The organism is Rathayibacter sp. VKM Ac-2835, assembly GCF_013266705.1.
GTDB lineage: Bacteria > Actinomycetota > Actinomycetes > Actinomycetales > Microbacteriaceae > Rathayibacter.
Map to the genome: position 1 here is coordinate 295,045 of NZ_JABSNQ010000002.1, position 24,330 is coordinate 319,374.

Genomic DNA, 24,330 nt, shown 5'->3' on the forward strand with positions numbered 1-24,330 from the left:
TCTGAGCGATGACGAGCGGGAGGCTCGACCGGTCAGTCGGAGAGGGCGCCGAAGAAGCCGGCGGTGGTGAAGTGCGGTGCGTGCGTCATGGTCGGCTCCTTTCGTGGTGGCGTTCGTCGACCGTAGTGGGTCGACGGCGTTCCTGGCAAGAGGCTGTGTGCGGGCGGGTCTCGATACGCCGCCTGCGGCGGCTGCTCGACCAGCATGAGGGCGGCTGCGTGGACGGGGGACGGTGGAGCGGCTGCCCCTTGCATGCTGATCGAGTAGGCCGCATTGCGGCCGTATCGAGATCCACCACCGTCAGAAGACAGGTCTGCAGACCCGCCCTGCTGCCGACGGCGGGTCTCGATACGCCGCGTTCCGCGGCTACTCGACCAGCATGGTCGGCCTGCGGCGGTTCTGCGTGCCGGAGGTGGAGCCGAGTCAGGCGCGGGGGCGGGGCTGCAGGCGCTCGAGCTGGGTGACGTGGGCCGCGGTCAGCTCCTCGAGGGAGTGGGCGCCGAGGAGCTTCATGGTGCGCACGATCTGGTCGGAGAGGATCGCGATGGTGCGGTCCACGCCCTGGCGGCCGCCGGCCATCAGGCCGTAGAGGTAGGCGCGGCCGATGAGGGTGAACTTCGCTCCCAGGGCGATGGAGGAGACGATGTCGGCGCCGTTCATGATGCCGGTATCGACCATCACCTCGGTGTCGGTGCCGACCTCGCGGACGACCTCGGGGAGGAGGTGGAACGGGATGGGCGCGCGGTCGAGCTGGCGTCCGCCGTGGTTGGAGAGGACGATGCCGTCGACGCCGAAGTCGGCGAACTTGTGGGCGTCCTCGACGCTCTGCACGCCCTTGATGACGAGCTTGCCGGGCCACATCTCGCGGATGACCTTCAGGTCCTCGAAGCTGATGGTGGGGTCCATGGCGAGGTCGAGGAGGTCGCCGACGGTGCCGCCGGTCGCGCTGAGCGAGGCGAACTCGAGCTTCTGGGTGGTGAGGAAGTCGAACCACCACCACGGGCGGGGCAGCGCGTCCAGGACGGTGCCGACCGTGAGCTGCGGCGGGATGGAGAAGCCGTTGCGCTTGTCGCGCAGGCGGGCGCCGGCGACGGGGGTGTCGACGGTGAAGAAGAGCGTCTCGTAGCCGGCCTGCGCGGCGCGCTCGACGAGGCCGTAGGAGATCTCGCGGTCGCGCATGACGTAGAGCTGGAACCAGTTGCGGCCGTGGGGGTTGGCCTTCTTCACGTTCTCGATGGAGGTGGTGCCGAGCGTGGAGAGGGTGAACGGGATGCCGGCGGCGGCGGCCGCTCCGGCTCCGGCGGACTCGCCCTCGGTCTGCATCAGGCGGGTGAAGCCGGTGGGCGCGATCCCGAACGGCATCGCTGAGGGGGCGCCGAGGACGGTGGCGGTGGTGTCGACGGCGGCGACGTCGCGGAGCACCTGGGGGTGGAACTCCACGTCCTCGAAGGCCTGGCGGGCGCGGGCGATGGAGATCTCGCCCTCGGCGGAGCCGTCGGTGTAGTCGAACGCGGCCTTCGGGGTGCGGCGCTTCGCGATGGAGCGGAGGTCCTCGATGGTGAGCGCGGCGTCGAGGCGGCGCTTGCGGCCGTCGAGCTCGGGCTTCTTGAAGCTGAGGTACTCGAGCAGCTCGACGGGCTTCGGGAACTGACGCTGGACCATGCTGGTCAGCCTTTCTCGGGGGAGGAGGGACGGGGTTCGTAGCGCACCGGCGGGAACGCCCGGCGCACGAGCGCGCGCAGCGATTCGAGCGAGCCGGAGACGAGGCCCTGGGCGCGGGCCTGGACGATGATGTTGCCGATCGCCGTGGCCTCGCTGGGGCCGGCCTCGACCGGGAGGCCGGTGCGGTCGGCGGTGAGCTGGCAGAGCAGCTCGTTCTGCGAGCCGCCGCCGACGACGTGGATCGTGCGGACCCGCTTGCCGCTGAGTCGGACGGCGTCGGCGAGGGTGCTCGCGTAGGCCTCGGCGAGCGACTCCAGGATCGAGCGGACGAACTCGGGCCGGGTGCGCGGCTGCGCGAGGCCGCGCTCGACGCACCACTCGACGATCCGGCCGGGCATGTTGCCGGGGGCGAGGAAGCGCTCGTCGGCGGGGTCGAAGGTCGTGATCGGGCCGCGGATCGCCGCGGCCTGCCGCAGCAGCTCGGGGAGGTCGATCTGCTCGCCGGTGCTGCGCTCCCAGGTGCGGATCGACTCGGAGAGCAGCCACAGCCCGGACACGTTCTTCAGGAATCGGACACGCCCGTCGACGCCGCCCTCGTTGGTGAAGTTGGCGGCCCGACCCTCCAGCGAGACCACCGGCTCCTCGAGTTCGACGCCGACGAGCGACCAGGTGCCGCTGGAGATGTACGCGAAGTCCTCGTCCGCGGCCGGCACGGCGACGACGGCCGAGGCCGTGTCGTGCGAGCCGACGGCGACGACGCCGAGCCCGGCCGGGGCGCCGAGCTCGGCGGCGACGGCGGGCAGGAGCGCGCCGAGCCGGGAGCCCGGCTCGATCAGAGGGGCGAGGATCCCGAGCGGCAGATCGAGGCGCGCGAGGAGCTCGTGGTCCCACGCGCGGGTGTGCGGGTCGAGCAGACCCGTGGTGGAGGCGTTGGTGATCTCGGTCGCGGCGATGCCGGTCAGCCAGTAGCCGATCAGGTCCGGGACGAGCAGTGCCTGGTCGGCGAGGGCGAGCACGTCGCGCTCGGCGGCGAGCTGGAACAGCGTGTTGAAGGGGAGGTGCTGGAGTCCGTTGCGCGCGTAGAGCTCCTCCGCGCCGATCCGCGCGTGCACATCGGCGACGCCGCGCGCGGTCCGCTCGTCGCGGTAGTGGTACGGCGCGCCGAGCATGCGCCCCTGCCGCAGCAGGGCGTAGTCGACGGCCCAGGAGTCGATGCCGATCGAGACGACCTCGGGCTCGTCGCGGAGGGCGTTGGTCAGCCCGGTCGTCAGCGAGCGGTGCAGCTCGAGGATGTTCCAGTGCAGCGCGGACTCGCCGCCCTCCTGGACGCGCACCGGCTGGTTCGGGAAGCGCGCGACGTGCCGCATCCGCAGCTCGTCGTGGCCGACGTAGCCGAGGATGACGCGCCCGCTGGTCGCGCCGAGGTCGACCGCCGCGACCGCCTTCATCGGAGGGCTCCTCTGTCGGACGCCTTCGGCGGGATGCGACCCATTGAGGGTCGCCGTCGCGTCCCACGGTCTTCCGGGCCGAGGGCTGCCGCCTTTCGGGCGATGCTGCGGCGTTCCCGCGATGACGATGTCATCGCAGGAAGGCCGCAGCCACGCCCGCGTCGACAGGGACGTGGAGTCCGGTCGTGTGCGAGAAGTCGGAAGTGCAGAGGGCGAAGACGGCGTTGGCGACGTTCTCGGGGACGACCTCGCGCTTGAGGATGGTGCGCTTGGCGTAGAACGCGCCCAGGTCCTCCTCGTCGATGCCGTAGGTCTTGGCGCGGTTCGCGCCCCAGCCGGAGGCGAAGATGCCGGAGCCGCGGACGACACCGTCGGGGTTGATGCCGTTGACCTTGATGCCGTGCTCGCCGAGCTCGGCGGCCAGCAGGCGGACCTGGTGGGCCTGGTCGGCCTTGGTCGCGGAGTAGGCGATGTTGTTCGGGCCGGCGAAGACCGAGTTCTTCGAGGAGATGTAGACGATGTCGCCGCCGAGCTTCTGGTCGACGAGCACGCGAGCCGCGGCCTGCGAGACGAGGAACGAGCCCTTCGCCATCACGTCGTGCTGGAGGTCCCAGTCGGCCTCGGTGGTGTCGAAGAGCGACTTCGACAGCGAGAGGCCGGCGTTGTTGACCACCAGGTCGAGACCGCCGAAGGCGAGCACGGTGGCGTCGATCGCGGCCTTGACGGCGGCGGCGTCGGAGACGTTCGCCGCCACTCCCACCGCGACGTCGGTCGAGCCGAGCTCCGCGGCCGCGGCCTGCGCCTTGGCGAGATCGAGGTCGGCGACGACGACGCAGGCGCCCTCGGCGGCGAGGCGGGTGGCGATGGCCTTGCCGATGCCGGAGGCGGCGCCGGTGACGAGTGCGATGCGGGAGGCGAGGGGCTTGGGCTTCGGCATCCGCTGCAGCTTCGCCTCCTCGAGCGCCCAGTACTCGATGCGGAACTTCTCGGCCTCGTCGATCGGGGCGTAGGTCGAGATCGCCTCGGCGCCGCGCATCACGTTGATCGCGTTGACGTAGAACTCCCCGGCGACCCGGGCGGTCTGCTTGTTCGCGCCGTAGGAGAACATGCCCACGCCCGGCACGAGCACGATCAGCGGGTCGGCGCCGCGGATCGCGGGGCTCTCGGGCGTCGCGTGCGCGTCGTAGTAGGCCTGGTAGTCGGCGCGGTACGCCTCGTGCAGCGCGGGGAGGCGCTCGACGATCTCCTCGACCGTGGCTGTGGCCGGCAGGTCGACGAGCAGCGGCTTCACCTTGGTGCGGAGGAAGTGGTCCGGGCAGGAGGTGCCGAGCGCGGCCAAGCGCGGGTGCTCGGTGCTCGCGAGGAAATCGAGGACCTCGGCGGAGTCGGTGAAGTGGCCGACCTGGGGGCGGTCGTGCGAGGCGATCGAGCGCAGGTGCGCGGCGAGGGCGGCGGCCTTGGCACGGCGCTCCTCCTCGGGCAGAGCGGAGTAGCCGTCGAGGGCGGGGCCGAAGGGATCGGGGCGGCCGTGCTCGGCGATGTACGCGCTCGCGGTCTCGATGATGCGGAGCGAGTTCGCCTCAGCCTCCTCGCTGGTGTCGCCCCAGGCGGTGATGCCGTGGCCGCCGAGGATCGCGCCGATGACCTCGGGGTTCGCCTCCTTGATCGCGGCGATGTCGAGGCCGAGCTGGAAGCCGGGGCGGCGCCACGGGACCCAGGCGACGGTGCCGCCGAAGGCCTCGGCGGTGAGGCGCTCGCCGTCGGCGGCGGTCGCGAAGGCGATGCCGGAGTCGGGGTGCAGGTGATCGACGTGCGCGGCGTCGACGAGGCCGTGCATCGCGGTGTCGATCGAGGGGGCGGCGCCGCCCTTGCCGTGCAGCGTGTAGTCGAAGGCGGCGACCATCTCGTCCTCGCGGTCGACGCCGGGGTAGACGTTCACGAGCGCGCGGAGGCGGTCCATGCGGAGGACCGCGAGGCCCGACTCCTTCAGCGTGCCGAGGTCGCCGCCGGAGCCCTTGACCCAGAGCAGCTCGACGGGCTCACCGGTGACGGGGTCGGTCTCGACGCCCTTCGCGGAGGTGTTGCCGCCGGCGTAGTTCGTGTTGCGCGGGTCGGCCCCGAGGCGGTTCGAGCGGGCGATGAGCTCCGCGGCGGTCGAGGCTGCCATGACTTCTCCGTCTGGTTGAACGAGTGTGTTAACTATCACAGAAGCTAACAGGCCGACTCGTTCCGGTCAATGCTCGTCAGCGCACGTCGGCGAGACCGCGGAAGGGGTCGAGCCGGTCGTCGGCGGGGTCGAGCTCGGTGACGAGCACAGCGATCGCGTCCCAGTCGAGCGCGCGGGCGAGGGCCGTGCGCTCGAGCTTGGAGGAGTCGACCAGCAGCACCGTCTCGGCCGAGGCGGCGACGAGCACGCGCTTCACCTGCGCCTCCTCGAGCGTCACCTCGCTGGTGCCCGAGCGGGTCACGGCCGAGGCGGAGGTGAAGAAGCGGTCGTAGTGCAGCTCGGCAGCGCCGGCGCAGGCGAGCGGGCCGACGAAGCTGTCGGTCTCGGCCTGGAGCTCGCCGCCGATCAGGACGACGCGGGCGCGGGTGGCGCGCGCCGAGGCGTGGTTCTCCAGCGAGTTGGTCGCGATGAGCAGCCGCGGCGACTCCGGGGCGGCGGCGAGGAGGGTGCCCGCGGTCGAGGAGGCGTCCACCGCGATCGCGCCGGAGTCGGGCAGCAGGGCGACGGCCTTCCGGGCGATCTCGCGCTTGGCGGCGGCGCCCGCGGCCAGGCGCTCGGCGAAGGGGCGGGGGCGGAGCGCGGCGACCGCGCCGCCGCGGACCCGGCTGAGCCGGCCCTCCACCTCGAGATCGGCGAGGTCGCGCCGGACGGTCATCGTCGAGACGTCGAGCTCGGCCGCCGCGTCGTCGAGGCGGATCGCGCCGTCGCGCTCGAGCAGCTCGATCAGGCGCGCCCGCCGCTCCGCGGAGTCCACCGTGGCCATGCCGCTCCCGTTCCGCCGACGCGTGGGCGCCCGCGCGATCGAGAGTAACGGTGGGCGGGTGCGGCCTGCGTCGGTGCCGGCCGGCGTCAGTCCTGGTCGTCGCGATCGCGGCGCACCTGGGCCGCAGGGTCGCGACCGGTCACCGGGAACGGCCCCGTCACTCCGTCGCGCAGCTCCGCGATCCGGAGGATGCGCCCGCGCTGGAGGAACCAGCCGGCCACCAGCAGCGGGACGATGATCACCAGCGAGGCGATGGTGAGGGTGCCGACCGGGAAGTCGATCGCCATCAGCACGAGCACCACGGCCAGGAAGACGAGGGTCAGCCAGGACGTGACCGGGGCGCCGGGGAGCTTGAAGGAGGGCTCCTTCGCGAGGCCCTTCTTCGCCCACTGCCGCAGCCGCATCTGGCAGAGGATGATGGTGCCCCACGCCGTGATGATGCCGAGGCTCGCGATGTTGAGCGCGATCTCGAACGCCTGGCTCGGCACGAAGTAGTTCAGCACGACGCCCGCCACCGTGAAGGTCGCGGTGAGCAGGATGCCCGCGTAGGGCACGCCGCCGCGCGACATCCGCGTGGTCCACTTCGGGGCGGAGCCGTTCATGCCCATCGAGTGCAGCGCGCGGCCGGTGGAGTAGAGGCCCGCGTTGAGCGAGGAGAGGGCCGCTGTGAGGACCACGAAGTTCATGATCGAGCCGGCGATCGTGCCGACCTCGGGGCCGCCGATCGAGGAGAAGAAGGTGACGAAGGGGCTCTCGCCCTCCTTGTAGGCCGTGAACGGCAGCAGCAGCGAGAGCAGGACGATCGAGCCGACGTAGAAGATCGCGATCCGGAAGATCACCGAGTTGATCGCACGCGGGATCACCTTCTCGGTGTCCTGCGTCTCGCCGGAGGCGGTGCCGACCAGCTCGATCGCGGCGTAGGCGAAGACCACGCCCTGCATGACCAGGACCGCGGGGAGCAGGCCGTTGGGCAGGATGCCGCCGTTGTCCGCGAGGATCGAGACGCCGGTCCGCACGGTCTCGCCGCCGGCCTGCACCGGGAAGGCGAAGACGAGCCAGATCAGCGCGACGACGAGGAAGGCGACGAGCGCCGTCACCTTGATCAGGGCGAACCAGAACTCGAGCTCGCCGAAGACCTTGACCGCGACCATGTTCGCAGCGAGGACGACGAGCAGCGCGATCAGAGCGAGGAGCCACTGCGGCGCCGCGGTGAAGGCCGACCAGTACTTGAGGTAGACGGCGACGGCGGTGGTGTCGACGATCGAGGTCATCGCCCAGTTGAGGAAGTACATCCAGCCGGCCGCGTAGGCGAACTTCTCGCCGTAGAACTCGCGGGCGTAGGAGATGAACGACCCCGACGACGGGCGGTGCAGGACCAGCTCGCCGAGGGCGCGGAGGATGAAGAACGCGAAGATCCCGGCGACGAGGTAGGCGATCGCGAGGGCCGGGCCGGCGGAGTTGAGGTGGCCGCCGGCGCCGAGGAAGAGCCCGGTTCCGATCGCACCGCCGATCGCGATCATCTGGAGCTGGCGGGGCTTCAGACCGTGCTGGTAGCCCTCCTGCTCGTGCGAGAAGTCCTTGGGGGGCGCCTGCTCCGCACCGATGTCGTCCTGCGCTGTCATGGCGTCACGGTACTCCCGCGCAGCGCCGGCTCTGGCCGGTGGCCGCGCGGAGGGGATGGGTAGGCGTGTGCCCGGGCGGTCGGGAGGGTGCGGCGGGGTGTCGAGACTCCTCCACAGGTACTGAAACGCGCCGAGTCGTCGAGATACCTCGCTGAGGTGGTCAGATGAGTATGGTGTCGGGCATACGGTTCCCTCGCTGCCGCAGCGCAGCCCGCCTCACCGGTCTCGGCGACGGCGGTCCGAAACAGAGAGGTCCCACCATGTCCTTCCGAGCACCCGGCTCCCGCCGGTCCTTCATCACCGGACTCGCCCTGACGGGGGCGATGCTGATCGCGCCCGTCGCGGCGGCGTACACCGTGTCCCACCCGGAGGAGGGAGGGACGTGGATCCACGGGACGAGCCGCGGGACCGTGCTGTCCTCCTACGAGCACGACTCTCGCAGGCACAAGGCGACCGTCTACAACGGCGAGTACCACTACGCGGGATGCCAGAACCCGGGTGTCCCCGCCGCGGTGAGTGCACCCGCTCGACCCTACGAGGTCGACTCCGCGTACTACGACATCTGCTCCTGACCGATCGGCGGGCGGAGCCTCGGCTCCGCCCGCCCCTGCAGCGGGGAGAGCTGTGAGAAGCAAGAGCGTGATTCTCGGCTATGCGCTGGCTGTCGTCCTGGCGGCCGTGCTCGCCGTCGTCTTCGTGCGGGCGTTCGACGCGCGCGGTCTGGTCTGGGACGGGGGCTGGCAGCTCAGGATCTCGAAGGACGCGACACCACTGGTCGCGGCGAGCGACGTCTACCGGGAGCTCACGGTGCTGGCCGAGGATCGCGGGATCGACGTCGTCCGCTACGTCGAGGACGCGGTCGAGCCGGCCACCGTGCGCCACCTCTACGTCGCGGGTGACGGGGCAGCGGCGGAGCTGCTCCGCGACGGCTACGGCGCGGTCGACACGTCGATCACCACGACAGTCGCGCCGCTGCAGGACCTGGATCTGCTCGATCCGCGCGGCGCCTGGCTGATCGGCGGGGATCGAGCGGATGCGGAGGCGGTGCTCGCGGTCCTCGAGGACGGCGGCTGGTCCGGCAGAGTCGCCCCCTATGTCTCCACCGTCGACATCGACACCTATCGGGAGTACGGCGATCTGATGCGCTCGCTCGCGGTCGCGCTGCTCGCCGTCGTCGTCCTCGTCGGGGCGGGGACCCTGCTGCGGAGCCGCGCACACGGTGTGCAGCGGCTGCACGGCGCGGGGCTCCTCCGGATCCTGCTGTCGGAGTGGCGCTTCCTCGCGCTCCCGGTGGTCGTGCTCTCGCTCGGGGGAGTGGCGGCGGTCGCTCTCGCGACCGCCGCTCTGAACGGCCTCGCCCAGCTGCCGACGGTCCTCGCGCTCTCCGGTCGGCTTCTCGCGCTCCTCCTGCTCGCGGCGGTCGTCGCGCAGATCCTCGCGATCGCCCTCACCGACGGCCGACGGCTCGTCGATCAGGTCAAGGGCGAGATCGACGGCTGGTGGGTGCTGCTCGGCGTCTATGCGGTGCGGGTCCCCGCGGTGCTGGTGCTCCTCGCGATCGTCGCTGCACTCGGGCAGAGCGCGAAGGTCGCGGAGATCGAGGGTCGCAGCCGTGAGCTCTGGAGCGCCGCCGAGGACGCGGTCACGATCAGCATCAGCGGGTACCTCGGCGAGTCCGAGTACCGCGCCGCGAACGGGCCACTGGCCGATCTGGTCGTCTCGCGGGAAGCCGCCGGTGAGGTGATCTTCGTCACGCCGCGACTCGGTCTCGAACGGAACCTGCTGATCGTCGGTGAGGGCTACCTCCGAAGGGTCGAGGTCCTCGGAGAGGGCGGTCGGCGGATCGCTGACGTCCCCGACGGCGTTCTCACCGTCCTCGAGCCGGAGGACTCCTCCGCGCAGCGGCGGCAGTCCGCGCTCGCAGAGCTGCACTCCTGGCAGGACATCCAGTCGAGCGTCTCCGACCCGGCACCGGGGACCGTCGACCTTCCGGTCGTGGAGCACGTCGTGCCGTCGGGGCAGACCCTCGTCACCTTCGGCTCCGGAGACATGGTCTTCCAACCCGAGCCCGAGCTCGTCGATCCGATCGTCGTCGTCCTGCCGTCGGTCGACGTGCTCGCCCACTCCGAGCTGATCGCGGTGATCACTCAGGGCGGAGTGATCTTCACCGACCCTCCGGCGCTCTCGGGCGCGATCGAGGAGCGCGGGCTCTCCGGTGTCGTGGGCTCGATCACTCCCGTGGCGTACCAGGCGAACGAGCAGTACCGGCGGGCGCTCGGCGCGCACGCGATCAACGTGACCGGGTTCGTGAGCGGCGGGATCGTCGTGCTGCTCACCGGTCTCGTCGCGGCGGTGGTGCTGGTGGAGAAGGACCGCAAGCGGGCGTTCGTGCACCGGCTGTCCGGGCTCGGACCGCTCACGGCGCACCGGAGCGGGCTCCTGCTGGAGGGCGTTCTGCTGACGGCGACGCTGGCGCTCGCCGTCGTCCCGCAGTGGTTCCGCGATCCGAAGGACGTCCGCACGGTGATCGACCTCGGCACGGTCGACACCGAGAACTTCCTGCTCGAGCAGACGGCGCTGGACATCGGCGTGGTCGCGGCCAGCGCTGCGCTCCTCGTCGCGTGCCTCGCCCTCGCCCACCGGAGGGCGAGCCGCTCGCCCACCGTCGACACCTGATGCGCTCCCTGCTCCACTCCTCCCTCCCGACCGAACGGAAAGGCCTCCAGTGATCCTCGCCACCCATCTCGCCAAGGGCTACGGCTCGCGCACGCTGTGGAGCGGACTCGACGTCACCGTCGCCTCCGGCAGCACCCTCGCCCTCACCGGCGCGAGCGGCAGCGGCAAGTCGACGCTCCTCAACTGCCTCGGGCTCCTCGACGCCCCCGACTCGGGCTCGATCGAGGTCGACGGGGAGGAGCTGACCCGCCTGCGGGCGCACGGCCGACGCCGCTTCCGGCGGGACCGGCTCGGCTACCTCTTCCAGAGCTACGCGCTCGTCGACACCGCGACCGTCGAGCAGAACCTCGCGATCGCGCTCGGCGAGCGGCGCGGCCGCAGCGACCGGTTCGAGCGCGCGCTCGACCGCGTCGGCCTCGCCGGGCGTGGCCGCGAGCGCGTCGCCCGGCTGAGCGGCGGCGAGCAGCAGCGGGTCGCGCTCGCCCGGCTGCTGGTGAAGAGCCCGACCCTCGTGCTGGCCGACGAGCCGACCGGCGCCCTCGACGCCGAGAACAGCGAGACCGTGCTCGACGTGCTGACCGAGCTCGCCGGTCACGGCGCGAGCGTGGTCGTCGCGACCCACGACCCCGGCATCGCGAGCTGGTGCGACGAACGGCTCCACCTCGTAGCGTCCTGAGCCGCGGGGAGCCCCCGGCCGAACCGTGCTGGTCGGGGTCACGATACGCCCGCTGCGCGCGCTGCTCGACCAGCAGAAGGACCCGCTGCGCGGGCTACCCGCCAGTACAGGGGGTGGGGCAGGGTCTCACGAGGGAGTGCTCAGCCGGATCTTGCTGGTCGAGTAGCCCCGCAGGGGAGTATCGAGACCCGACCACTTCAGAAGGCCCGCTCTGCAGACCCTGCTCCTGACGAGAGTGGGTCTCGATACGCCCGCTGCGCGGGCTGCTCGACCAGCAAGGGCTCCCGCTGCGCGGGCTACTCGTCCGGCGAAGGAAGGGTGGCGAAGGCGAGGTCGATGAGGGGGAGGCGGTCGCGGTCGACGACGGCCGTCAGGACGCGGTCGCCGAGGTCGGCGCCGACGCCGAGGACGTGCGCGTCGGTGTCGATCCGGAGGCCGGGGATCGACCGGCCGTCGAGGAGGAGCGGGACGTCGCGCTCGACGCACTTCTCGGTGGCTCGGCCGAGCAGCTCACCCGGGAAGCCGCCGCGGACGCGCTCGTCGCGGAACCGGTTCATCAGGACGTGGTTCACGTGCTCGACGAGGACGCTCTCGACGGAGTGCCACGGCGGCGCCGGCTCGTGCACGACGGTCGTCCGCACCGCCTCCCACAGCCAGGGGTAGCGCATCCGTGCGGTGATCGCGGTCATCCAGTCGGGCAGGGGGCGCACCGGCGGGGCGTCGAGCGAGGCGCGCAGCTCGTCGTCCAGCTCCGCGAGGTTCGCGGGGTCGTCGTGGTCGTCCGGGTTGAGCCAGACCGTGTAGCCGATCGCCACGGACTCGATCTCGACGCGTCCGCCGGAGGAGCTCGACGTCGTGCCGGACGTCCACGGCTCGAGCGACGGCTGAGGCGTGAAGCCGTACAGCGGGCCCGGGAAGGCGCGCGCCACCTCGTCGAGGGTCGGCGGGACCGGGACGTCCTCGAGGCGGGCGCTCTCGTCGAAGAACATCTCCTGAGCCTGGCGCGTCGCCAGGGCGGGCGCAACGGCGGCCCGGGGCTGGGCGCAGGGCGGGTCTCGACACGCCCGCTGCGCGGGCTGCTCGACCAGCAAAAGGGACCCGCTGCGCGGGCTGCCCGCCAGCGGGGGGCCCGCCGAGCGGGCTGCTCGACCAGCGGAGGTCGGCGGGTCTCTTCGCGCGGCGCCCGGCCGAAGCATGTCGGTCGAGTAGCCCCGCAGGGGCGTATCGAGACCCGACCCCGTCGGCTGGTGCGGTCTGCGGACTCGGCTCCTGGCGATGGGGGTCTCGATACGCCCGCTGCGCGGGCTGCTCGACCAGCAAAGGGGCTCAGGTGGGGGCGCGGCGGGTGACGAAGGTGAAGTCGAGGAGGGGGAGGCGGTCGCGGTCGACGACGGCTGTCAGGAAGCGGTCGCCGAGCTGGGCGCCGACGCCGAGGACGTGCGCGTCGGTGTCGATCCGGATGCCGGGGACCGGACGGCCGTCGAGGAGGAGCGGGACGTCGTGCTCGACGCCGAGGTCCATCGCGGGGCCGAGGAGCTCGACGGGGTCGATCCCCCGGGCGCGCTCGGCGCGGGCGCGGCTCCTCAGGATGCGGTTCACATGGTCGATGAGCGTGAACTCGATGTTCTGCCACGGCGAGTGCTCCTCCGCGACGCTCGTCCGGACCGCGTCCCAGAGCCGGGGGTACGGCTGGCGGGCGGCGATCTCCGCCATCCACTCGGGCACGGGACGCGTCGACGGCGCGTCGAGTGAGGGCCTCGGCTCGCCGTCGAGCTCCTCGAGATTCGCGGGATCGTCGTGGTCGGCCGGGTTGCGCCAGAACGTGTAGCCGATCGAGGCCTCGTCGAAGAGGATCCTCCCGTCCCGGTCGCGCGCCGAGGCCGAGGACAGCCACTCCTCCAGGGACGGCTGGGGTGTGAGGGTGAAGAGCGGACCGACGAAGAACTGCGTCACGACGTCCAGCGTCGGCGGCTCGGGGAGATCCTCGGGGGACAGGTACTCGTCGGCGTGCATCCGTCCAGCCTCATGCGACGGGGCGCGGTGGACGACGCCGTTCGGCGAACCGGCGCGAGGCGACGCCTCGAGGCGCCGCGGCTCTCAGGCCGGCGCTGCGTCCGCGGGTGCCGCGTCGACTCCCGCAGCTCGCGCCCGCGCCTTGATCGCCTCGATCACCGCGGTCTTGGCGTCCGAGTAGGCGTTCATGTCGGCCCAGCGCCGCCCCATCAGGGAGCGCTTCGTCGACTCGTAGAGGGCGCGGTCGTCGGCGTCGCGACGGAGGTGGTCGCGGAGCAGGAGGTACTCCTCGATCGCGCCGTCGCCCCGGGTGTAGAGGTGCACGTGCACGTCGCGGTCCGGGGTGCGGACGAGGCGGTGCCCGGGCTCGCGGACCCGGAGCGCGTAGCCGGCCGCGAGCAGCGGGTCGAGGTAGTCCTCCTCGGCGGTGATGTCGGGGACGGCGACGACGATGTCGATGATCGGCTTCGCGGCCAGACCGGGCACGGACGTCGAGCCGATGTGCTCGATCGCGACGTCCACCTCGGTGAGCGCCTGCGCGATCCGCCGCTCGTGCTCGCGGAACGACTCCGGCCAGCCCTCGTCGTACGCGTGCAGTCCGACCGCGAGCGGCTCGGCGCCGCCGACGATGTCGACGCTCGTGACGTCGGGGCGGCGGGGGCGCTCGCTGCTGTCCATACCGGAATCCTCGCAGTGGTCGCGGCCGGTGATCGCGATCGGCGAACGCCCGGGGCAAGGGCTTGCAGCCCGCGGGTCGGAGGGATTGTCTGGAGACAGGAAAGAGAGGTGTCACCATGACGCAGACCTTCCCCGCGTGGTTGCGGGACCAGGAGAAGAGGGACGACGAGGTCGGCGAGCTCGCCCAGACCTACGCCGGCCGCGGCGACCTGCCGGAGCACGGCGGACGGGCCATCTACGACGGCTACTTCGCGAGCGAGCCCGCCTCGGCCCAGGCCGGACTCGAGCGGGCGTGGATGGAGTTCGAGGCGCACCCCGAGCCGTCCGCGACCTCGGACGAGCCGGAGGGACTGCGATGAGCGACCAGACCCCGAGCCCCGTCGAGGACCCGGACGACCAGGCCGACAAGCCCTCGCAGGCCGAGGGCGAGGATCCGCGCGACACCCCGGTCGAGGTGCTGCCCGCCGAGGGCAAGCCGTCGAAGGCCGAGGGCTGAGCCGGTCGATCGGACGTGGAGGGGCGTTCCCGGTGACGGGGGCGCCCCTTTCCGCTGCCTGCGGTGGGGGGACCTCGGTACGCCCGCTGCGCGGGCTCCTCGATCAGCAGGGGGTGCCCGCTGCGCGGGCTCCTCGTCGGCATGGTCCGGCGAGGGCAGTCCGTTCAGCAGACGTTGCGGTACTCAAGGGCGACTACCGCGATTTCTGAGGAGCGGGCGAGGGCATGGTGGTCGAGTAGTCGCGGAGCGTCGTATCGAGACCCGCTCTTCGGGGATGGTGGATCTCGATACGCCCTCTGCGAGGGCTACTCGATCAGCATGGGCGGGGCGACGACGGGCGGGTCAGCGGCTGACGGCCGACATCAGCTCGTGGGCCTCGGCGCTCTCGGGGTACTGGGCGAGCACGCGCTCCAGGTCGCGGCGGGCGGGCGCGCGCCGGCCGTCGGCGAGGTGGGTGCTGGCCCGCTCGTAGAGGGCCTCGATCCGGAGCTCGACGGGCCGGGCGGTGGTGACGTTCGGCCGCACCACGCGGTCGAACGCCTCGAGGGCGCTCTCGATCAGGCCGAGTTCGCGCAGGGCGACACCGCGGCGGATGAGGACCGCGGCGGACGGGGCGTCGACGTTGACCACCGGCGCGGAGAACTGCGCCATGTCGCTCCAGCGCCGCCGGGCGGAGTAGAGCGCGGCGAGCGAGGAGGCGGCCAGCGTCGAGGGCGGCAAGGTCTCGACGGCCGCGGTGGCACCGGCGGGGTCGTCCGCGGCGGCGAGCTCGGCGAAGAGCAGGCGGAGCGCGGTCGCGTCGAGCGGCACGTCGATGTCGAGGCCGGCGCTGAGCGGCAGGTGGGCGGTCAGGACGATCCCGTAGCGGCGGAGGAACGGATCGGCGGACGGGTCGTAGCGCATCCGCACCAGCCAGCCCGCCAGACGGAGGGCGCGGTCGTCCTCGCGGCGCGAGAGCGCGTCGCGGACGAGCTCGATCACGGCCGCGAGCTTCGAGCCCTCCGGGGAGGCGGCGGTCGCCTCGTGCAGCTCGGCGGCGGGGGCACCGGCGCGGATCAGCCGGATCAGCGGTGCCTCCCACGGCTGCGCCAGCGGCGAGGGCCGCACGAGACCGGGGCCGCTCGGCATCGACAGGCCGGCCGAGAGGCGGGAGCGGTCGCGGGAGCGGCTGAGGGCCGGTCCGACGACGGGGTGGAGGCGCGCACCGGCGAGCACTCGCAGTTCTCCCGCGGTCCGGAAACCGATCCCCACTGCAGTCCCCTTCGCGCCCCGGGACGAGCGTCGACGTCCCCCTGGACCCCAGTTTACGGGGTTTTCCGGCAGTGCTCCCCCCGAAAGGGGCCCGTGGCCGTGTCGGGGATCGGGGGAGTGCCGACGCATCGGGGCGGACGGCTCCGCGGCGTCACGGCCGCCCCTCGCGCGACGGACGGCCGCCCCGCGAGCAGGGCGGCCGTCCGAGGAGGTCCGGTCAGCGGGTCGCGGTGAGGCGGGAGCCGTCCGCGGCACTGCGCTCGACGGCGTCGAGCACCTGCTGCACCTGCAGCGCGTCGGCGAACGACGGCGTGGGCTGGACGCCCTCCGCGATCGCCGTGACGAGGTCGACGACCTGGTGGCTGAAGACGTGCTCGTAGCCGAGCCCGTGCCCGGTCGGCCACCAGGCGGCGGCGTAGGGGTGCACGGGCTCCGTCACCTGGATGGTGCGGAAGCCCTGCGCGTCCTCGGGGTCGCGGCCGTCGTAGTACTCCAGCTCGTTCAGCCGCTCGAAGTCGAACGCGATCGAGCCGGTCTCGCCGTTGATCTCGATCCGGTTCGCGTTGCGGCGGCCGAGCGCGAGCCGGGTCGACTCGAAGACGCCGAGGGCGCCTCCGCTGAGCGTCGCCGTGAAGAGGGCGGCGTCGTCGACGGTGACCGGGCCGCGCTCGGCGCCCTCCTCGGCGCGACCGCCGAGTCCCGCCTGCGCGGAGAGGACGGGGCGCTCGGTGACGAAGGTGCGCAGCATCGCCGAGACGCCGTCGATCGTCTGCCCGGTGAGCCACTGCGCGGTGTCGATGCTGTGCGCGCCGATGTCGCCGAGGGCGCCGGAGCCGGCCTTCTCCTTGTCGAGCCGCCAGGTCAGCGGCCCCTCGGAGTCGCTCAGCCAGTCCTGCAGGTACTGCGCGCGGACGTGCCGGATCTCGCCGAGCCGGCCCTCCTCGATGAAGCGCTTGGCGAGGGCGAGCGCCGGGGTGCGGCGGTAGCTGAAGCCGCACATCGCGAAGCCGGTCGCGGCGGCGGCCGCCTCCGTCATCGTCCGCGCCTCGGGCACGGAGCGCGCCAGCGGCTTCTCGCAGAGCACGTGCTTGCCGGCCTCGAGCGCGGCGATCGCGATCTCGGCGTGCTGGTCGCCCGGGGTGCAGATGTCGATCAGATCGATGTCGTCGCGGGCGATCACGGCGCGCCAGTCGATCGACGACTCGGTCGCGCCGAAGTTGGCGGCGGCGGCCCGCGCGCGGCCCTCGTCGCGGCCGACGACGACGGCGAGCTCGGGCTGCAGCGGCAGGTCGAAGAAGCGCGGCGCGGTCCGCCAGGCCTGGGCGTGGGCGCGGCCCATGAAGGCGTGGCCGATCATCGCCACGCGGAGAGGTGCTGTCATCGGGGTCTCCTCGGAAGGGGCGCGCCGGCCGCGACCGGGAGAGGTCGCGACCGGCGCGGGGTCGGTCGGGTCGGGCGGCGGGGTCAGGCGCGGACGGGCTCGCCGACCGGCTCGCCGGCGGCCGTCCGCAGCGGGAGCAGCTCGGGCCGCTCCGCCGTGGTCTCGATCGCGACGACCGCCTTCTCGGCGCTCGAGCGCAGGATCGCGTCCATGATCTCGAGGACGTGCAGGGCGAGGCGGCCGGAGGCGCGGTGCGGCCGGTCCTCCTCGATCGCCTCGGCGATGTCGGCGAGGCCGACGCCGCGCCCGGTGTCGACGACGCCGGCGGAGTCGGGGACGACCCGCCAGTCCTCGTCGCGCACGGCGACCTCGACCGGGTCGGAGAACATGTTCGGGTCGGGGACCGAGATCGTGCCCTCCGTGCCGAAGATCTCGAACTTCGGCGCGCGGCTGCGCCAGACCTCGAAGCTGACGGTCACGGTCGAGGTGACGCCGTTCTCGTGCTCGAGCAGCGCGCTGATGTGCGTGTCGATCGAGACGGGGATGGGCGTGCCGGCGCGCGGGCCGGACTCGATGGTGCGCGGGCGGTCCGAGCGGGTCGCGAGGCCGGTGACCCGGACGACGGGACCGAAGAAGTGCACCAGCGCGGTCAGGTAGTACGGGCCCATGTCCAGCAGCGGTCCGCCGCCGGGCTGGTAGTAGAACTCGGGCGCCGGGTGCCAGCGCTCGTGGCCGGGCGCCGCCCAGTGCACCTGCGCGGCGATCGGCGTGCCGATCACTCCCGAGTCGAGCGTCTGCCGCGCGGTCTGCACGCCGGTGCCGAGCACGGTGTCGGGAGCGCTTCCGAAGCGCAGCCCCAGCTCCTCGGCCAGGTCGAGCATCGGCGCGGCCTCGGCCGGGTTCAGGCCCAGCGGCTTCTCCGCGAAGACGTGCTTGCCGGCCTTCAGTGCGCGGGTGCCGATCTCGACGTGCGCGGCCGGGATGGTCAGGTTGAGCACGGCGTCGACCTCGGGGTCGGCGATCAGGTCGTCGACCGAGAGCGCGCGGACGCCGTGCTCGTCGGCGACCTCCTGCGCGCGGGCCGTGTTGAGATCCGCGACCGCGACGAGGCGCAGGCCGGGGAAGGTCGGGAGGTTGGCGAGGTACTGCTCGCTGATCTTCCCGACTCCGATGATGCCGACTCTCAGCGGGAGGCCCACAGCAGTCCCCTTTCGATGATGGTGCGGACGTTGGCGTCCTGGAGGATCTCGACGCGGTGGCCCGGGGTCGAGACGAAGATGCGGCCGGCGCCCCACTGGCGGGTCCACACGGCGGGGGAGGTGATCGGGCGGTGCCACGGGTCCCACTCGCGGACGGCCTGCGTCGTGGTCGCGAGCACGTCGTTGTAGTCGTCGTGCAGCACCCAGTACTGCTCGGTGGTGAGCTCGAAGTCGGTGATGCCCTGCGTGATCGGGTGGTCGGCGGCGAGGGCCGTCATCTCGATCGTGTGCGGGACGTAGTTGTCCGACTGCTCGCCGGTGCGCTCGTCCGGGTGCTTGCCGGGGTGCGAGACGAACTGGCCGCCGATCAGCTGCAGGTAGTCGGAGTTGTTCCGGTACGAGTCGGCGATGCCGCCGTGCCAGCCGGCCAGGCCGGTCCCGCGCTCGACGGCCGCGCGCAGGCCGAGGAACTCGGGCCACTCGATCGAGGTCATGGTGTTGGACTGCACGATCAGGTCGACGGTGCGCAGGTAGTCCTCGTCGGCGTAGACGGCGGTCGACTCCTCGACGCGCACCTCGAAGCCGTTCTCGGCGAGGAAGGGCAGGAACAGCTCGGTCGCCTCGACGGGCTGGTGGCCGTCCCAGCCGCCGCGGACGACGAGCGCCCTCTTGGCGGGAGTGGTCGGGGGGAGGTCGGTCATCGGTGTCCTCGGGGTGCTCGGCGGATCGCTCCGCGGTTCGTCATCGAACGGTAGTTGCGCAACTCGCGTTGCCGCCCCCGCCCGCGTCCCCTCAGTCTGCACCCCGGGAGAGTCCCGGGCAAGGCGCGGAATGCGTCGTGGTGCCGTGCTAGCGGAGAGGTGTTTCGCAACTCGTTCTGCTCTACAGTGGGGGCATGGACGACACCGGTGCCGCTCCCCGCCCCACCATGGCCCGCATCGCGGAGCGCGCGGCGACGAGCGTGCCGACGGTCTCGAAGGTGCTCAGCGGCGGCACCGACGTCTCCGAGGCGACGCGGCTGCGGGTGATGGAGGCCGCGCACGAGCTCGGCTACCGGCGCCGGCCCCGTCTGCGCCCGCCGGCGGAGGACCCGCACGTCGCGCACATCGTCGACGTCGTCGTCGGCCACCTCGACGGCACCTGGATCGGACCCGTCCTCGGCGGGATCGAGGAGGAGGCCGCGGCGGCCGGCGTCGACCTGGTGCTCACCCGCGCGCGCCCCGACGGGGAGTGGGTCAACCGGCTCCTGCGCCGCTCGTCGCTCGGGGCGATCGTCGTCCTCGTGGACGTGACGGCCGCGCAGCTGCACCTGCTCACCACCGCCGAGCTGCCCGTGGTGATCGTGGATCCGATCACCCGCCCGCCCGCCGACGTGGCGAGCATCGGCGCGACCAACTGGGACGGCGGCCGGATGGCGGCGGAGCACCTGCTCGGCCGGGGCCACACCCGCATCGGCGTGATCGCGGGCGCCCGGGGGCAGCTCTACAGCAGTGCCCGGCTCGACGGCTTCAGCACGGCGCTGCGCGACGCGGGGGTGCCGCTGCCGCGGGAGCGCGTGGTCTACGGCGGCTGGAACCGGGACCGTGCGCGGGACGTCGCCTCCGCGATGCTGTCGGACGCGATGATCCGGCCCACGGCCGTCTTCGCGCTCTCGGACACGATGGCGCTCGGGGTCTACGACGCGGCCGACCAGGCGGGACTGCGCATCCCCGACGACCTCAGCGTGATCGGCTTCGACGACGTGCAGGAGTCGGCCTGGGCGACGCCGCCGCTGACCACGATCCAGCAGCCGATCGCCGACATGGGCGCCGCCGCCTTCCGGATGCTTCACCAGGCGCACCGCGCGGCCCGGCCGCTGTCCTCGAGCGCGACGCGGCTGGAGCTGGAGACCCGGCTGATCGAGCGCGCGTCGGTGGCCGCGCCGCGCTGAGGGCGGGTCTCGATACGCCCCTGCGGGGCTACTCGACCAGCATGCGGCTGCGGTGAGTCGCCCGAGAAGGTGCGTTCTCGGGATGGAGAACGAGCCTTCTCGGGCGACTCGGTGCGGGTCCGGGCTAGAGGGCGCCCTGGGTGGGGGTGCCGGCGGGGATCGGGGAGAGGCGGGTGACGACGGGGGGCGCGGCGACGAGGCCCTTGATGGCGGCGTTCAGGCGGACGACGGGTTCGCCGGCGCCGTGGGCGTCGAGGGCCTCGGCGCTGGTCCACTTCTCGAGCATGACGATGGTGCCGTCGGGGGAGTCGTGGATCGCGTAGAGCTCGCAGCCCTCCTCGCCGTGGACCTCGGCGATGGCGGGCGTGAGGGCGGCGACGAGGGCGTCATGCTTGCCCTCGGCGGGGGTGAAGATCGCGGTGACGACGACGGGGTCGGACATGGCAGTGCCTTTCGTGGAGGGGTTATGGGGCGGAGTCAGCGCTGCGCCGGGGCGGCGCAGCTGGAGCGGATGACGAGGTCGGCCTGGACCTCGATGTGCTGGGGGGTGTCGGGGATCCGGCCCTGCATCCGGGCCAGCACCAGGTCGACGCTGTGCCGGGCGAGCATGTCGATCGGCTGGCGGACGACGCTGAGCGGCGGGGTGACGAGCTCGCTCCACGGGTTGTCGTCGAAGACGACCACGGAGAGCGCCTCGGGGATCGCGACGCCGAGCTGGAACAGGCGGTGCACGGCGCTGCGCACCTGCGCCGTGTTGGCGACGATCAGGGCGGTCGGCGGCTCCGGCAGGGCGAGCAGTCCGGCGACGGCCTCGCCGCCGATGTCGCCGCGGAACGGGACCTCGCGGATCAGCGTGCCGTCGATCGGCAGCCCGGCGGCGGTGAGGGCGGCGCGGTAGCCGGCGACGCGCGCCTGGCCGGTCGAGGTGCGCAGCGGCCCCGAGACGATCGCGATCCGGCGGTGGCCGAGCGCGAGCAGGTGGTCGGTCGCCCGGGCGGCGGAGGCGGAGTTGCCGATGCTGACCACGTCGACGTCGTCGAGACCGGGGGTGGTGCGGTCGACGAAGACGACGTCGATCCCGGCCCGGCGCAGCCGCGACCACTTCTCGAGGTTCTCGCCGGACGGGGTCGCGATCACTCCGCCGACCGAGCGGTCGAGCAGGCTGGTGAGCGACTCGCCCTCGACGTGCGAGTCCTCCTGCGTCGTCATCAGGAGCACCTGGGCGCCGCGGGCGCGCGCCTCCCAGACGACGCTGTCGGCCAGGCGGGCGAAGAACGGGTTCGTCAGGTCGGGCAGCACCAGGCCGATGGACAGGGTCTGGCCGTGGCTCAATTCGCGGGCCGCGGCGCGCGGGCGGAAGCCGAGCTGCTCGATCGCCTCGACCACGCGGCGTCGGGTGTCGACGGCGACCGGGCCGGTCCCGTCGTTGAGCACGCGCGACACCACGGACACGGAGACGCCCGCACTGCGCGCGACGTCGCGGATCGTGGGTGCTTTCTGCACGGTTCCTCCCCGGGTGTCGGGCAATCGTATCGGCGCGTGGTCAGCCCGCCGTGCCCGCTGTTGACACACTCTAATCGTTGCTGGTACAAAACTGGTACCGGTTCCACTGGGAGCCGGCGAGCAGCACTTCCCCACGAAGACTGCGCACGACGACGACGTCCTCCGCCCCCGAGGCGGCCCTCTGCGTCCGTGCGCCCCCGGACCAGAGAGGCCACCGTGAACCTGTACAAACTCCTCGGCGATCGCGAACGAGAGGGCCGCCCCATCCGCATCGGGCTGATCGGTGCCGGGCGCTACGGCACCATGTACCTCTCGCAGGCGCGCAACATCCCCGGCGTCCACGTGGTCGCCATCGCCGACGTCAACGTCGCCCGGGCCCGCGGCGCCTTCGAGCTGGTCGACTGGCCGGCCGAGGCGATGGCCGCGGACATCCCCGAGGCACTCGCGAACCGGACGACCACCATCGTCGACAACGCCGCCGTCCTCTTCGAGCACGACATCGACGTCATCGTCGAGGCGACCGGCAACCCGATCGTCGGCGTGCACCACGCGCTCCGGGCGATCGAGACCGGCAAGCACATCATCATGGTCACCGTCGAGGCCGACGCGCTGGCCGGCCCCGCGCTCGCCAAGCGCGCCGAGGCCGCGGGCATCGTCTACTCGATGGCGTACGGCGACCAGCCCGCCCTGATCATGGAGCTCGTCGACTGGGCCCGCACCAGCGGCTTCGACGTCGTCTGCGCCGGCAAGGGCGCCAAGTACCTCGAGCACTACCACCAGATGAACCCCGACAACGTCTGGGAGAACTGGGAGTTCAGCAAGGAGCTGACCGACTCCGGACAGCTCAACCCGTACATGCACACCTCGTTCCGCGACGGCACGAAGGCCGCGATCGAGATGGCGGCGGTCGCGAACGCGGCGGGCCTGGTGCCCTCCGACTCCGGCCTCACCTTCACGCCGGGCGACGTCGAGGAGATCGCGACGATCAGCCGGCCGAGCTCGATCGGCGGCGCCCTCGACCACGAGGGGACGGTCGACGTGATGTCGAGCGTCCGGCGCGACGGCTCCCTCATCCCGCACAACACGCAGGAGGGCGTCTACGTCGTCGTCAAGGCGACGAACCCCTACGTGTCCACCTGCTTCGACGAGTACCCGTGGCACCCGGACCCGACCAAGCAGTACGCGGCGCTCTACCGGCCGTACCACTACGTCGGTCTCGAGCTGAACGTGTCGATCGCCAACGCGGCGCTGCGCGGCATCTCGACCGGGCACCCCGAGGGCTTCTACGGCGACGTCGTCGCGACCGCGAAGAAGGACCTGAAGGCCGGCGAGTTCCTCGACGGCGAGGGCGGCTTCACCGTCTACGGCAAGCTCGTCTCCGCGAAGCACTCCGTCGCCATCGGAGCGCTCCCCGTCGCCCTGGCCCATCACGTCGAGCTGCGCCACGACATCGCGCAGGGCGCGACCGTCGGATGGGACGACGTGATCATCGACGAGTCGCTCGCCGAGGCGCTCGAGCTGCGCCGCGAGACCGAGGCGCTGCTCGCCTCCTGACCCCCTCGGGCCGGGCGAGTCCTCCGCCCGGCCCGCTTCCGCACCACCCTCGCGATCCGCGACCCCGCACGACCCCGCCCCACCTTCCGATGACGAAAGGCCCCCTCCCATGTCCTTCCCCACCCGCGCCACCGGCGCCGCCCTCGCCGGGCTCGCCTCCCTGACGCTCCTCGTCGGCTGCTCGGCCTCGCCCGACGGCGACGGTGGAGGTGCCGCTGCCGGCGGCTCCGGCGCCGACATCGTGTCGCTCGTCGACTCCTCCGCGCAGACCCCGGTCGACGAGGTCACCTCCTCGCTCGGCGACCCGGCCGTGCCCGACGGCGCCAAGCTCTGCTACATCACCCGCACCCTCTCGAACGAGTTCTGGGGCTACGAGCGCGACGGCTTCGAGAACCGCGCGAAGGAGCTCGGCGTCGACTACCAGACCTTCGACGTCACGGACGAGTCCTCGATCACCGAGCAGCTCGACAAGGCCAAGAGCGCGATGAACCAGGGCTGCACCGCGATCCTCGCCTCGCCCATCTCGGCGACCGGCCTCGACTCGGTCTTCGAGTCCGCCCTCGCCGACGGCATCCCGGCCGTCGTGCTGAACGACGCGAAGAGCGACGTCCCCGGCGTCGTCTACGTCGGCCCCGACGCGACCACCATCGGCGCCACGGCCGCCGACTACATCGCGGACCTGCTGCCGGACGGCGGCCAGGTCGCGATGATCGAGGGCGACCCCGGCTCCTCCAACGCGATCAACCGCGGCGACGGCTTCACGGCCGCGCTCGCGAAGCACGAGAACCTCGAGCTCGTCGCCTCGCAGACCGCCTCGTGGGACCAGACCAAGGCGCAGGAGATCGCGACCACGATGCTCACGGCGAACCCCGACATCAAGGCCTTCTACTCGCAGAACGACGGCATGGCGCTCGGCGTGCAGGCCGCCATCGACGCGAAGGGCCTCACCGGGAAGGTGATCCTCGTCGGCACCGACGGCATCCCGCAGGCCAAGAAGCAGATCCTGGCCGGCGACTACACCGCCACCGTCAGCGAGCTGCCGACGACCGAGGGCGCGACCGGCGTGGACGCCGCGCTCTGGCTCCTCGCCGGTGAGGAGGTCCCGGGCTGGATCGACGTGCCGGCCTTCATCATCGACAGTGAGAACGTCGCCGACTACGAGACCGGGATGCCGTGACCCGCGGCTGACCCCCGCGCTCCGCCGGAGACCCCTCCGGCGGAGCACACTCTCGGCAAGGCCCCTCTCGATCA

General features: G+C 72.2%; 22 protein-coding genes. 8 read left to right on the top strand and 14 right to left on the bottom strand.

The window, feature by feature from the left end:
• Positions 1-423: 423 nt before the first annotated feature.
• The 5 genes from HRK28_RS09285 to HRK28_RS09305 all read right to left on the bottom strand — a co-directional run bounded on the left by HRK28_RS09285 (position 424) and on the right by HRK28_RS09305 (position 7,722).
• Complete coding sequence (locus HRK28_RS09285; RefSeq protein ID WP_173251216.1) at positions 424-1,662, bottom strand: alpha-hydroxy acid oxidase; 1,239 nt, start codon at positions 1,660-1,662, stop codon at positions 424-426.
• Positions 1,663-1,667: 5 nt separating this feature from the next.
• A complete protein-coding gene (locus HRK28_RS09290) occupies positions 1,668-3,110 on the bottom strand; it encodes a rhamnulokinase family protein (RefSeq protein WP_173251217.1) in 1,443 nt (480 codons plus the stop codon).
• Positions 3,111-3,240: 130 nt separating this feature from the next.
• Complete coding sequence (locus tag HRK28_RS09295; RefSeq protein WP_160091000.1) at positions 3,241-5,277, bottom strand: bifunctional aldolase/short-chain dehydrogenase; 2,037 nt, start codon at positions 5,275-5,277, stop codon at positions 3,241-3,243.
• 76 nt (positions 5,278-5,353) lie between these two features.
• Positions 5,354-6,100, bottom strand: a complete 747-nt coding sequence (locus HRK28_RS09300) for a DeoR/GlpR family DNA-binding transcription regulator (RefSeq protein WP_173251218.1) — start codon at positions 6,098-6,100, stop codon at positions 5,354-5,356.
• Positions 6,101-6,186: 86 nt separating this feature from the next.
• A complete protein-coding gene (locus HRK28_RS09305; protein ID WP_173251219.1) occupies positions 6,187-7,722 on the bottom strand; it encodes an amino acid permease in 1,536 nt (511 codons plus the stop codon).
• 260 nt (positions 7,723-7,982) lie between these two features.
• On the opposite strand from HRK28_RS09305, the gene HRK28_RS09310 reads away from it, so the two are divergent.
• From HRK28_RS09310 to HRK28_RS09320, 3 genes are all read left to right on the top strand, one after another.
• Positions 7,983-8,294 (top strand): lactococcin 972 family bacteriocin, encoded by a 312-nt coding sequence (locus tag HRK28_RS09310; RefSeq protein WP_160090997.1) that lies wholly within the window; start codon positions 7,983-7,985, stop codon positions 8,292-8,294.
• A gap of 67 nt (positions 8,295-8,361) precedes the next feature.
• Positions 8,362-10,398, top strand: a complete 2,037-nt coding sequence (locus HRK28_RS09315) for a hypothetical protein (protein ID WP_173251220.1) — start codon at positions 8,362-8,364, stop codon at positions 10,396-10,398.
• Between the two features lie 49 nt (positions 10,399-10,447).
• Positions 10,448-11,074, top strand: a complete 627-nt coding sequence (locus HRK28_RS09320; RefSeq protein WP_173251221.1) for an ATP-binding cassette domain-containing protein — start codon at positions 10,448-10,450, stop codon at positions 11,072-11,074.
• A 296-nt stretch (positions 11,075-11,370) separates the two neighbouring features.
• Here HRK28_RS09320 and HRK28_RS09325 read toward each other — a convergent pair whose 3' ends face one another.
• The 3 genes from HRK28_RS09325 to HRK28_RS09335 all read right to left on the bottom strand — a co-directional run bounded on the left by HRK28_RS09325 (position 11,371) and on the right by HRK28_RS09335 (position 13,765).
• Positions 11,371-12,063, bottom strand: a complete 693-nt coding sequence (locus HRK28_RS09325; RefSeq protein ID WP_173251222.1) for a hypothetical protein — start codon at positions 12,061-12,063, stop codon at positions 11,371-11,373.
• 337 nt (positions 12,064-12,400) lie between these two features.
• Positions 12,401-13,087 (bottom strand): hypothetical protein, encoded by a 687-nt coding sequence (locus tag HRK28_RS09330; RefSeq protein WP_173251223.1) that lies wholly within the window; start codon positions 13,085-13,087, stop codon positions 12,401-12,403.
• 84 nt (positions 13,088-13,171) lie between these two features.
• Positions 13,172-13,765, bottom strand: coding sequence for a GrpB family protein (locus HRK28_RS09335; protein ID WP_173251224.1), 594 nt, complete (start codon positions 13,763-13,765; stop codon positions 13,172-13,174).
• Positions 13,766-13,881: 116 nt separating this feature from the next.
• Here HRK28_RS09335 and HRK28_RS09340 point away from each other — a divergent pair, with 116 nt between their 5' ends.
• Both HRK28_RS09340 and HRK28_RS09345 read left to right on the top strand, forming a co-directional pair.
• On the top strand, positions 13,882-14,124 hold the full coding sequence (locus tag HRK28_RS09340; RefSeq protein WP_160090991.1) for a hypothetical protein: 243 nt from the start codon (positions 13,882-13,884) through the stop codon (positions 14,122-14,124).
• Positions 14,121-14,261 (top strand): hypothetical protein, encoded by a 141-nt coding sequence (locus HRK28_RS09345; protein WP_159421935.1) that lies wholly within the window; start codon positions 14,121-14,123, stop codon positions 14,259-14,261. The genes HRK28_RS09340 and HRK28_RS09345 overlap by 4 nt, the downstream gene beginning before the upstream one ends.
• A gap of 342 nt (positions 14,262-14,603) precedes the next feature.
• On the opposite strand, the gene HRK28_RS20800 is transcribed toward HRK28_RS09345, so the two are convergent.
• The 4 genes from HRK28_RS20800 to HRK28_RS09365 form a co-directional block, all read right to left on the bottom strand.
• Complete coding sequence (locus tag HRK28_RS20800; protein WP_160090990.1) at positions 14,604-15,512, bottom strand: tetratricopeptide repeat protein; 909 nt, start codon at positions 15,510-15,512, stop codon at positions 14,604-14,606.
• A 217-nt stretch (positions 15,513-15,729) separates the two neighbouring features.
• A complete protein-coding gene (locus HRK28_RS09355) occupies positions 15,730-16,893 on the bottom strand; it encodes a Gfo/Idh/MocA family protein (protein ID WP_173251225.1) in 1,164 nt (387 codons plus the stop codon).
• Positions 16,894-16,976: 83 nt separating this feature from the next.
• Positions 16,977-18,092, bottom strand: coding sequence for a Gfo/Idh/MocA family protein (locus HRK28_RS09360; protein ID WP_173251226.1), 1,116 nt, complete (start codon positions 18,090-18,092; stop codon positions 16,977-16,979).
• Complete coding sequence (locus tag HRK28_RS09365) at positions 18,077-18,793, bottom strand: ThuA domain-containing protein (protein ID WP_160090987.1); 717 nt, start codon at positions 18,791-18,793, stop codon at positions 18,077-18,079. Before HRK28_RS09365 ends, HRK28_RS09360 begins: the two co-directional genes overlap by 16 nt.
• Positions 18,794-18,987: 194 nt before the next feature.
• On the opposite strand from HRK28_RS09365, the gene HRK28_RS09370 reads away from it, so the two are divergent.
• Positions 18,988-20,022 carry a LacI family DNA-binding transcriptional regulator gene (locus tag HRK28_RS09370; RefSeq protein ID WP_217274633.1) on the top strand — a complete coding sequence of 345 codons (1,035 nt, stop codon included), beginning with the start codon at positions 18,988-18,990 and terminating at the stop codon, positions 20,020-20,022.
• Positions 20,023-20,146: 124 nt separating this feature from the next.
• On the opposite strand, the gene HRK28_RS09375 is transcribed toward HRK28_RS09370, so the two are convergent.
• A complete protein-coding gene (locus HRK28_RS09375) occupies positions 20,147-20,464 on the bottom strand; it encodes a putative quinol monooxygenase (RefSeq protein WP_173251227.1) in 318 nt (105 codons plus the stop codon).
• 35 nt (positions 20,465-20,499) lie between these two features.
• Positions 20,500-21,525 (bottom strand): LacI family DNA-binding transcriptional regulator, encoded by a 1,026-nt coding sequence (locus HRK28_RS09380; protein WP_173251228.1) that lies wholly within the window; start codon positions 21,523-21,525, stop codon positions 20,500-20,502.
• A gap of 216 nt (positions 21,526-21,741) precedes the next feature.
• On the opposite strand from HRK28_RS09380, the gene HRK28_RS09385 reads away from it, so the two are divergent.
• Together HRK28_RS09385 and HRK28_RS09390 are read left to right on the top strand one after the other, a co-directional pair.
• Positions 21,742-23,079 carry an NAD(P)H-dependent oxidoreductase gene (locus HRK28_RS09385; RefSeq protein ID WP_123446901.1) on the top strand — a complete coding sequence of 446 codons (1,338 nt, stop codon included), beginning with the start codon at positions 21,742-21,744 and terminating at the stop codon, positions 23,077-23,079.
• Positions 23,080-23,188: 109 nt separating this feature from the next.
• On the top strand, positions 23,189-24,256 hold the full coding sequence (locus HRK28_RS09390; RefSeq protein ID WP_173251229.1) for a substrate-binding domain-containing protein: 1,068 nt from the start codon (positions 23,189-23,191) through the stop codon (positions 24,254-24,256).
• Positions 24,257-24,330: the final 74 nt, after the last annotated feature.

Coding starts and splice junctions, on each gene's coding strand:
- HRK28_RS09285 (WP_173251216.1), bottom strand. CDS start 1,662: ATGGTCCAGCGTCAGTTCCCGAAGCCCGTCGAGCTGCTCGAGTACCTC.
- HRK28_RS09290 (WP_173251217.1), bottom strand. CDS start 3,110: ATGAAGGCGGTCGCGGCGGTCGACCTCGGCGCGACCAGCGGGCGCGTC.
- HRK28_RS09295 (WP_160091000.1), bottom strand. CDS start 5,277: ATGGCAGCCTCGACCGCCGCGGAGCTCATCGCCCGCTCGAACCGCCTC.
- HRK28_RS09300 (WP_173251218.1), bottom strand. CDS start 6,100: ATGGCCACGGTGGACTCCGCGGAGCGGCGGGCGCGCCTGATCGAGCTG.
- HRK28_RS09305 (WP_173251219.1), bottom strand. CDS start 7,722: ATGACAGCGCAGGACGACATCGGTGCGGAGCAGGCGCCCCCCAAGGAC.
- HRK28_RS09310 (WP_160090997.1), top strand. CDS start 7,983: ATGTCCTTCCGAGCACCCGGCTCCCGCCGGTCCTTCATCACCGGACTC.
- HRK28_RS09325 (WP_173251222.1), bottom strand. CDS start 12,063: ATGTTCTTCGACGAGAGCGCCCGCCTCGAGGACGTCCCGGTCCCGCCG.
- HRK28_RS09330 (WP_173251223.1), bottom strand. CDS start 13,087: ATGCACGCCGACGAGTACCTGTCCCCCGAGGATCTCCCCGAGCCGCCG.
- HRK28_RS09335 (WP_173251224.1), bottom strand. CDS start 13,765: ATGGACAGCAGCGAGCGCCCCCGCCGCCCCGACGTCACGAGCGTCGAC.
- HRK28_RS09340 (WP_160090991.1), top strand. CDS start 13,882: ATGACGCAGACCTTCCCCGCGTGGTTGCGGGACCAGGAGAAGAGGGAC.
- HRK28_RS09345 (WP_159421935.1), top strand. CDS start 14,121: ATGAGCGACCAGACCCCGAGCCCCGTCGAGGACCCGGACGACCAGGCC.
- HRK28_RS09355 (WP_173251225.1), bottom strand. CDS start 16,893: ATGACAGCACCTCTCCGCGTGGCGATGATCGGCCACGCCTTCATGGGC.
- HRK28_RS09365 (WP_160090987.1), bottom strand. CDS start 18,793: ATGACCGACCTCCCCCCGACCACTCCCGCCAAGAGGGCGCTCGTCGTC.
- HRK28_RS09370 (WP_217274633.1), top strand. CDS start 18,988: ATGGACGACACCGGTGCCGCTCCCCGCCCCACCATGGCCCGCATCGCG.
- HRK28_RS09375 (WP_173251227.1), bottom strand. CDS start 20,464: ATGTCCGACCCCGTCGTCGTCACCGCGATCTTCACCCCCGCCGAGGGC.
- HRK28_RS09390 (WP_173251229.1), top strand. CDS start 23,189: ATGTCCTTCCCCACCCGCGCCACCGGCGCCGCCCTCGCCGGGCTCGCC.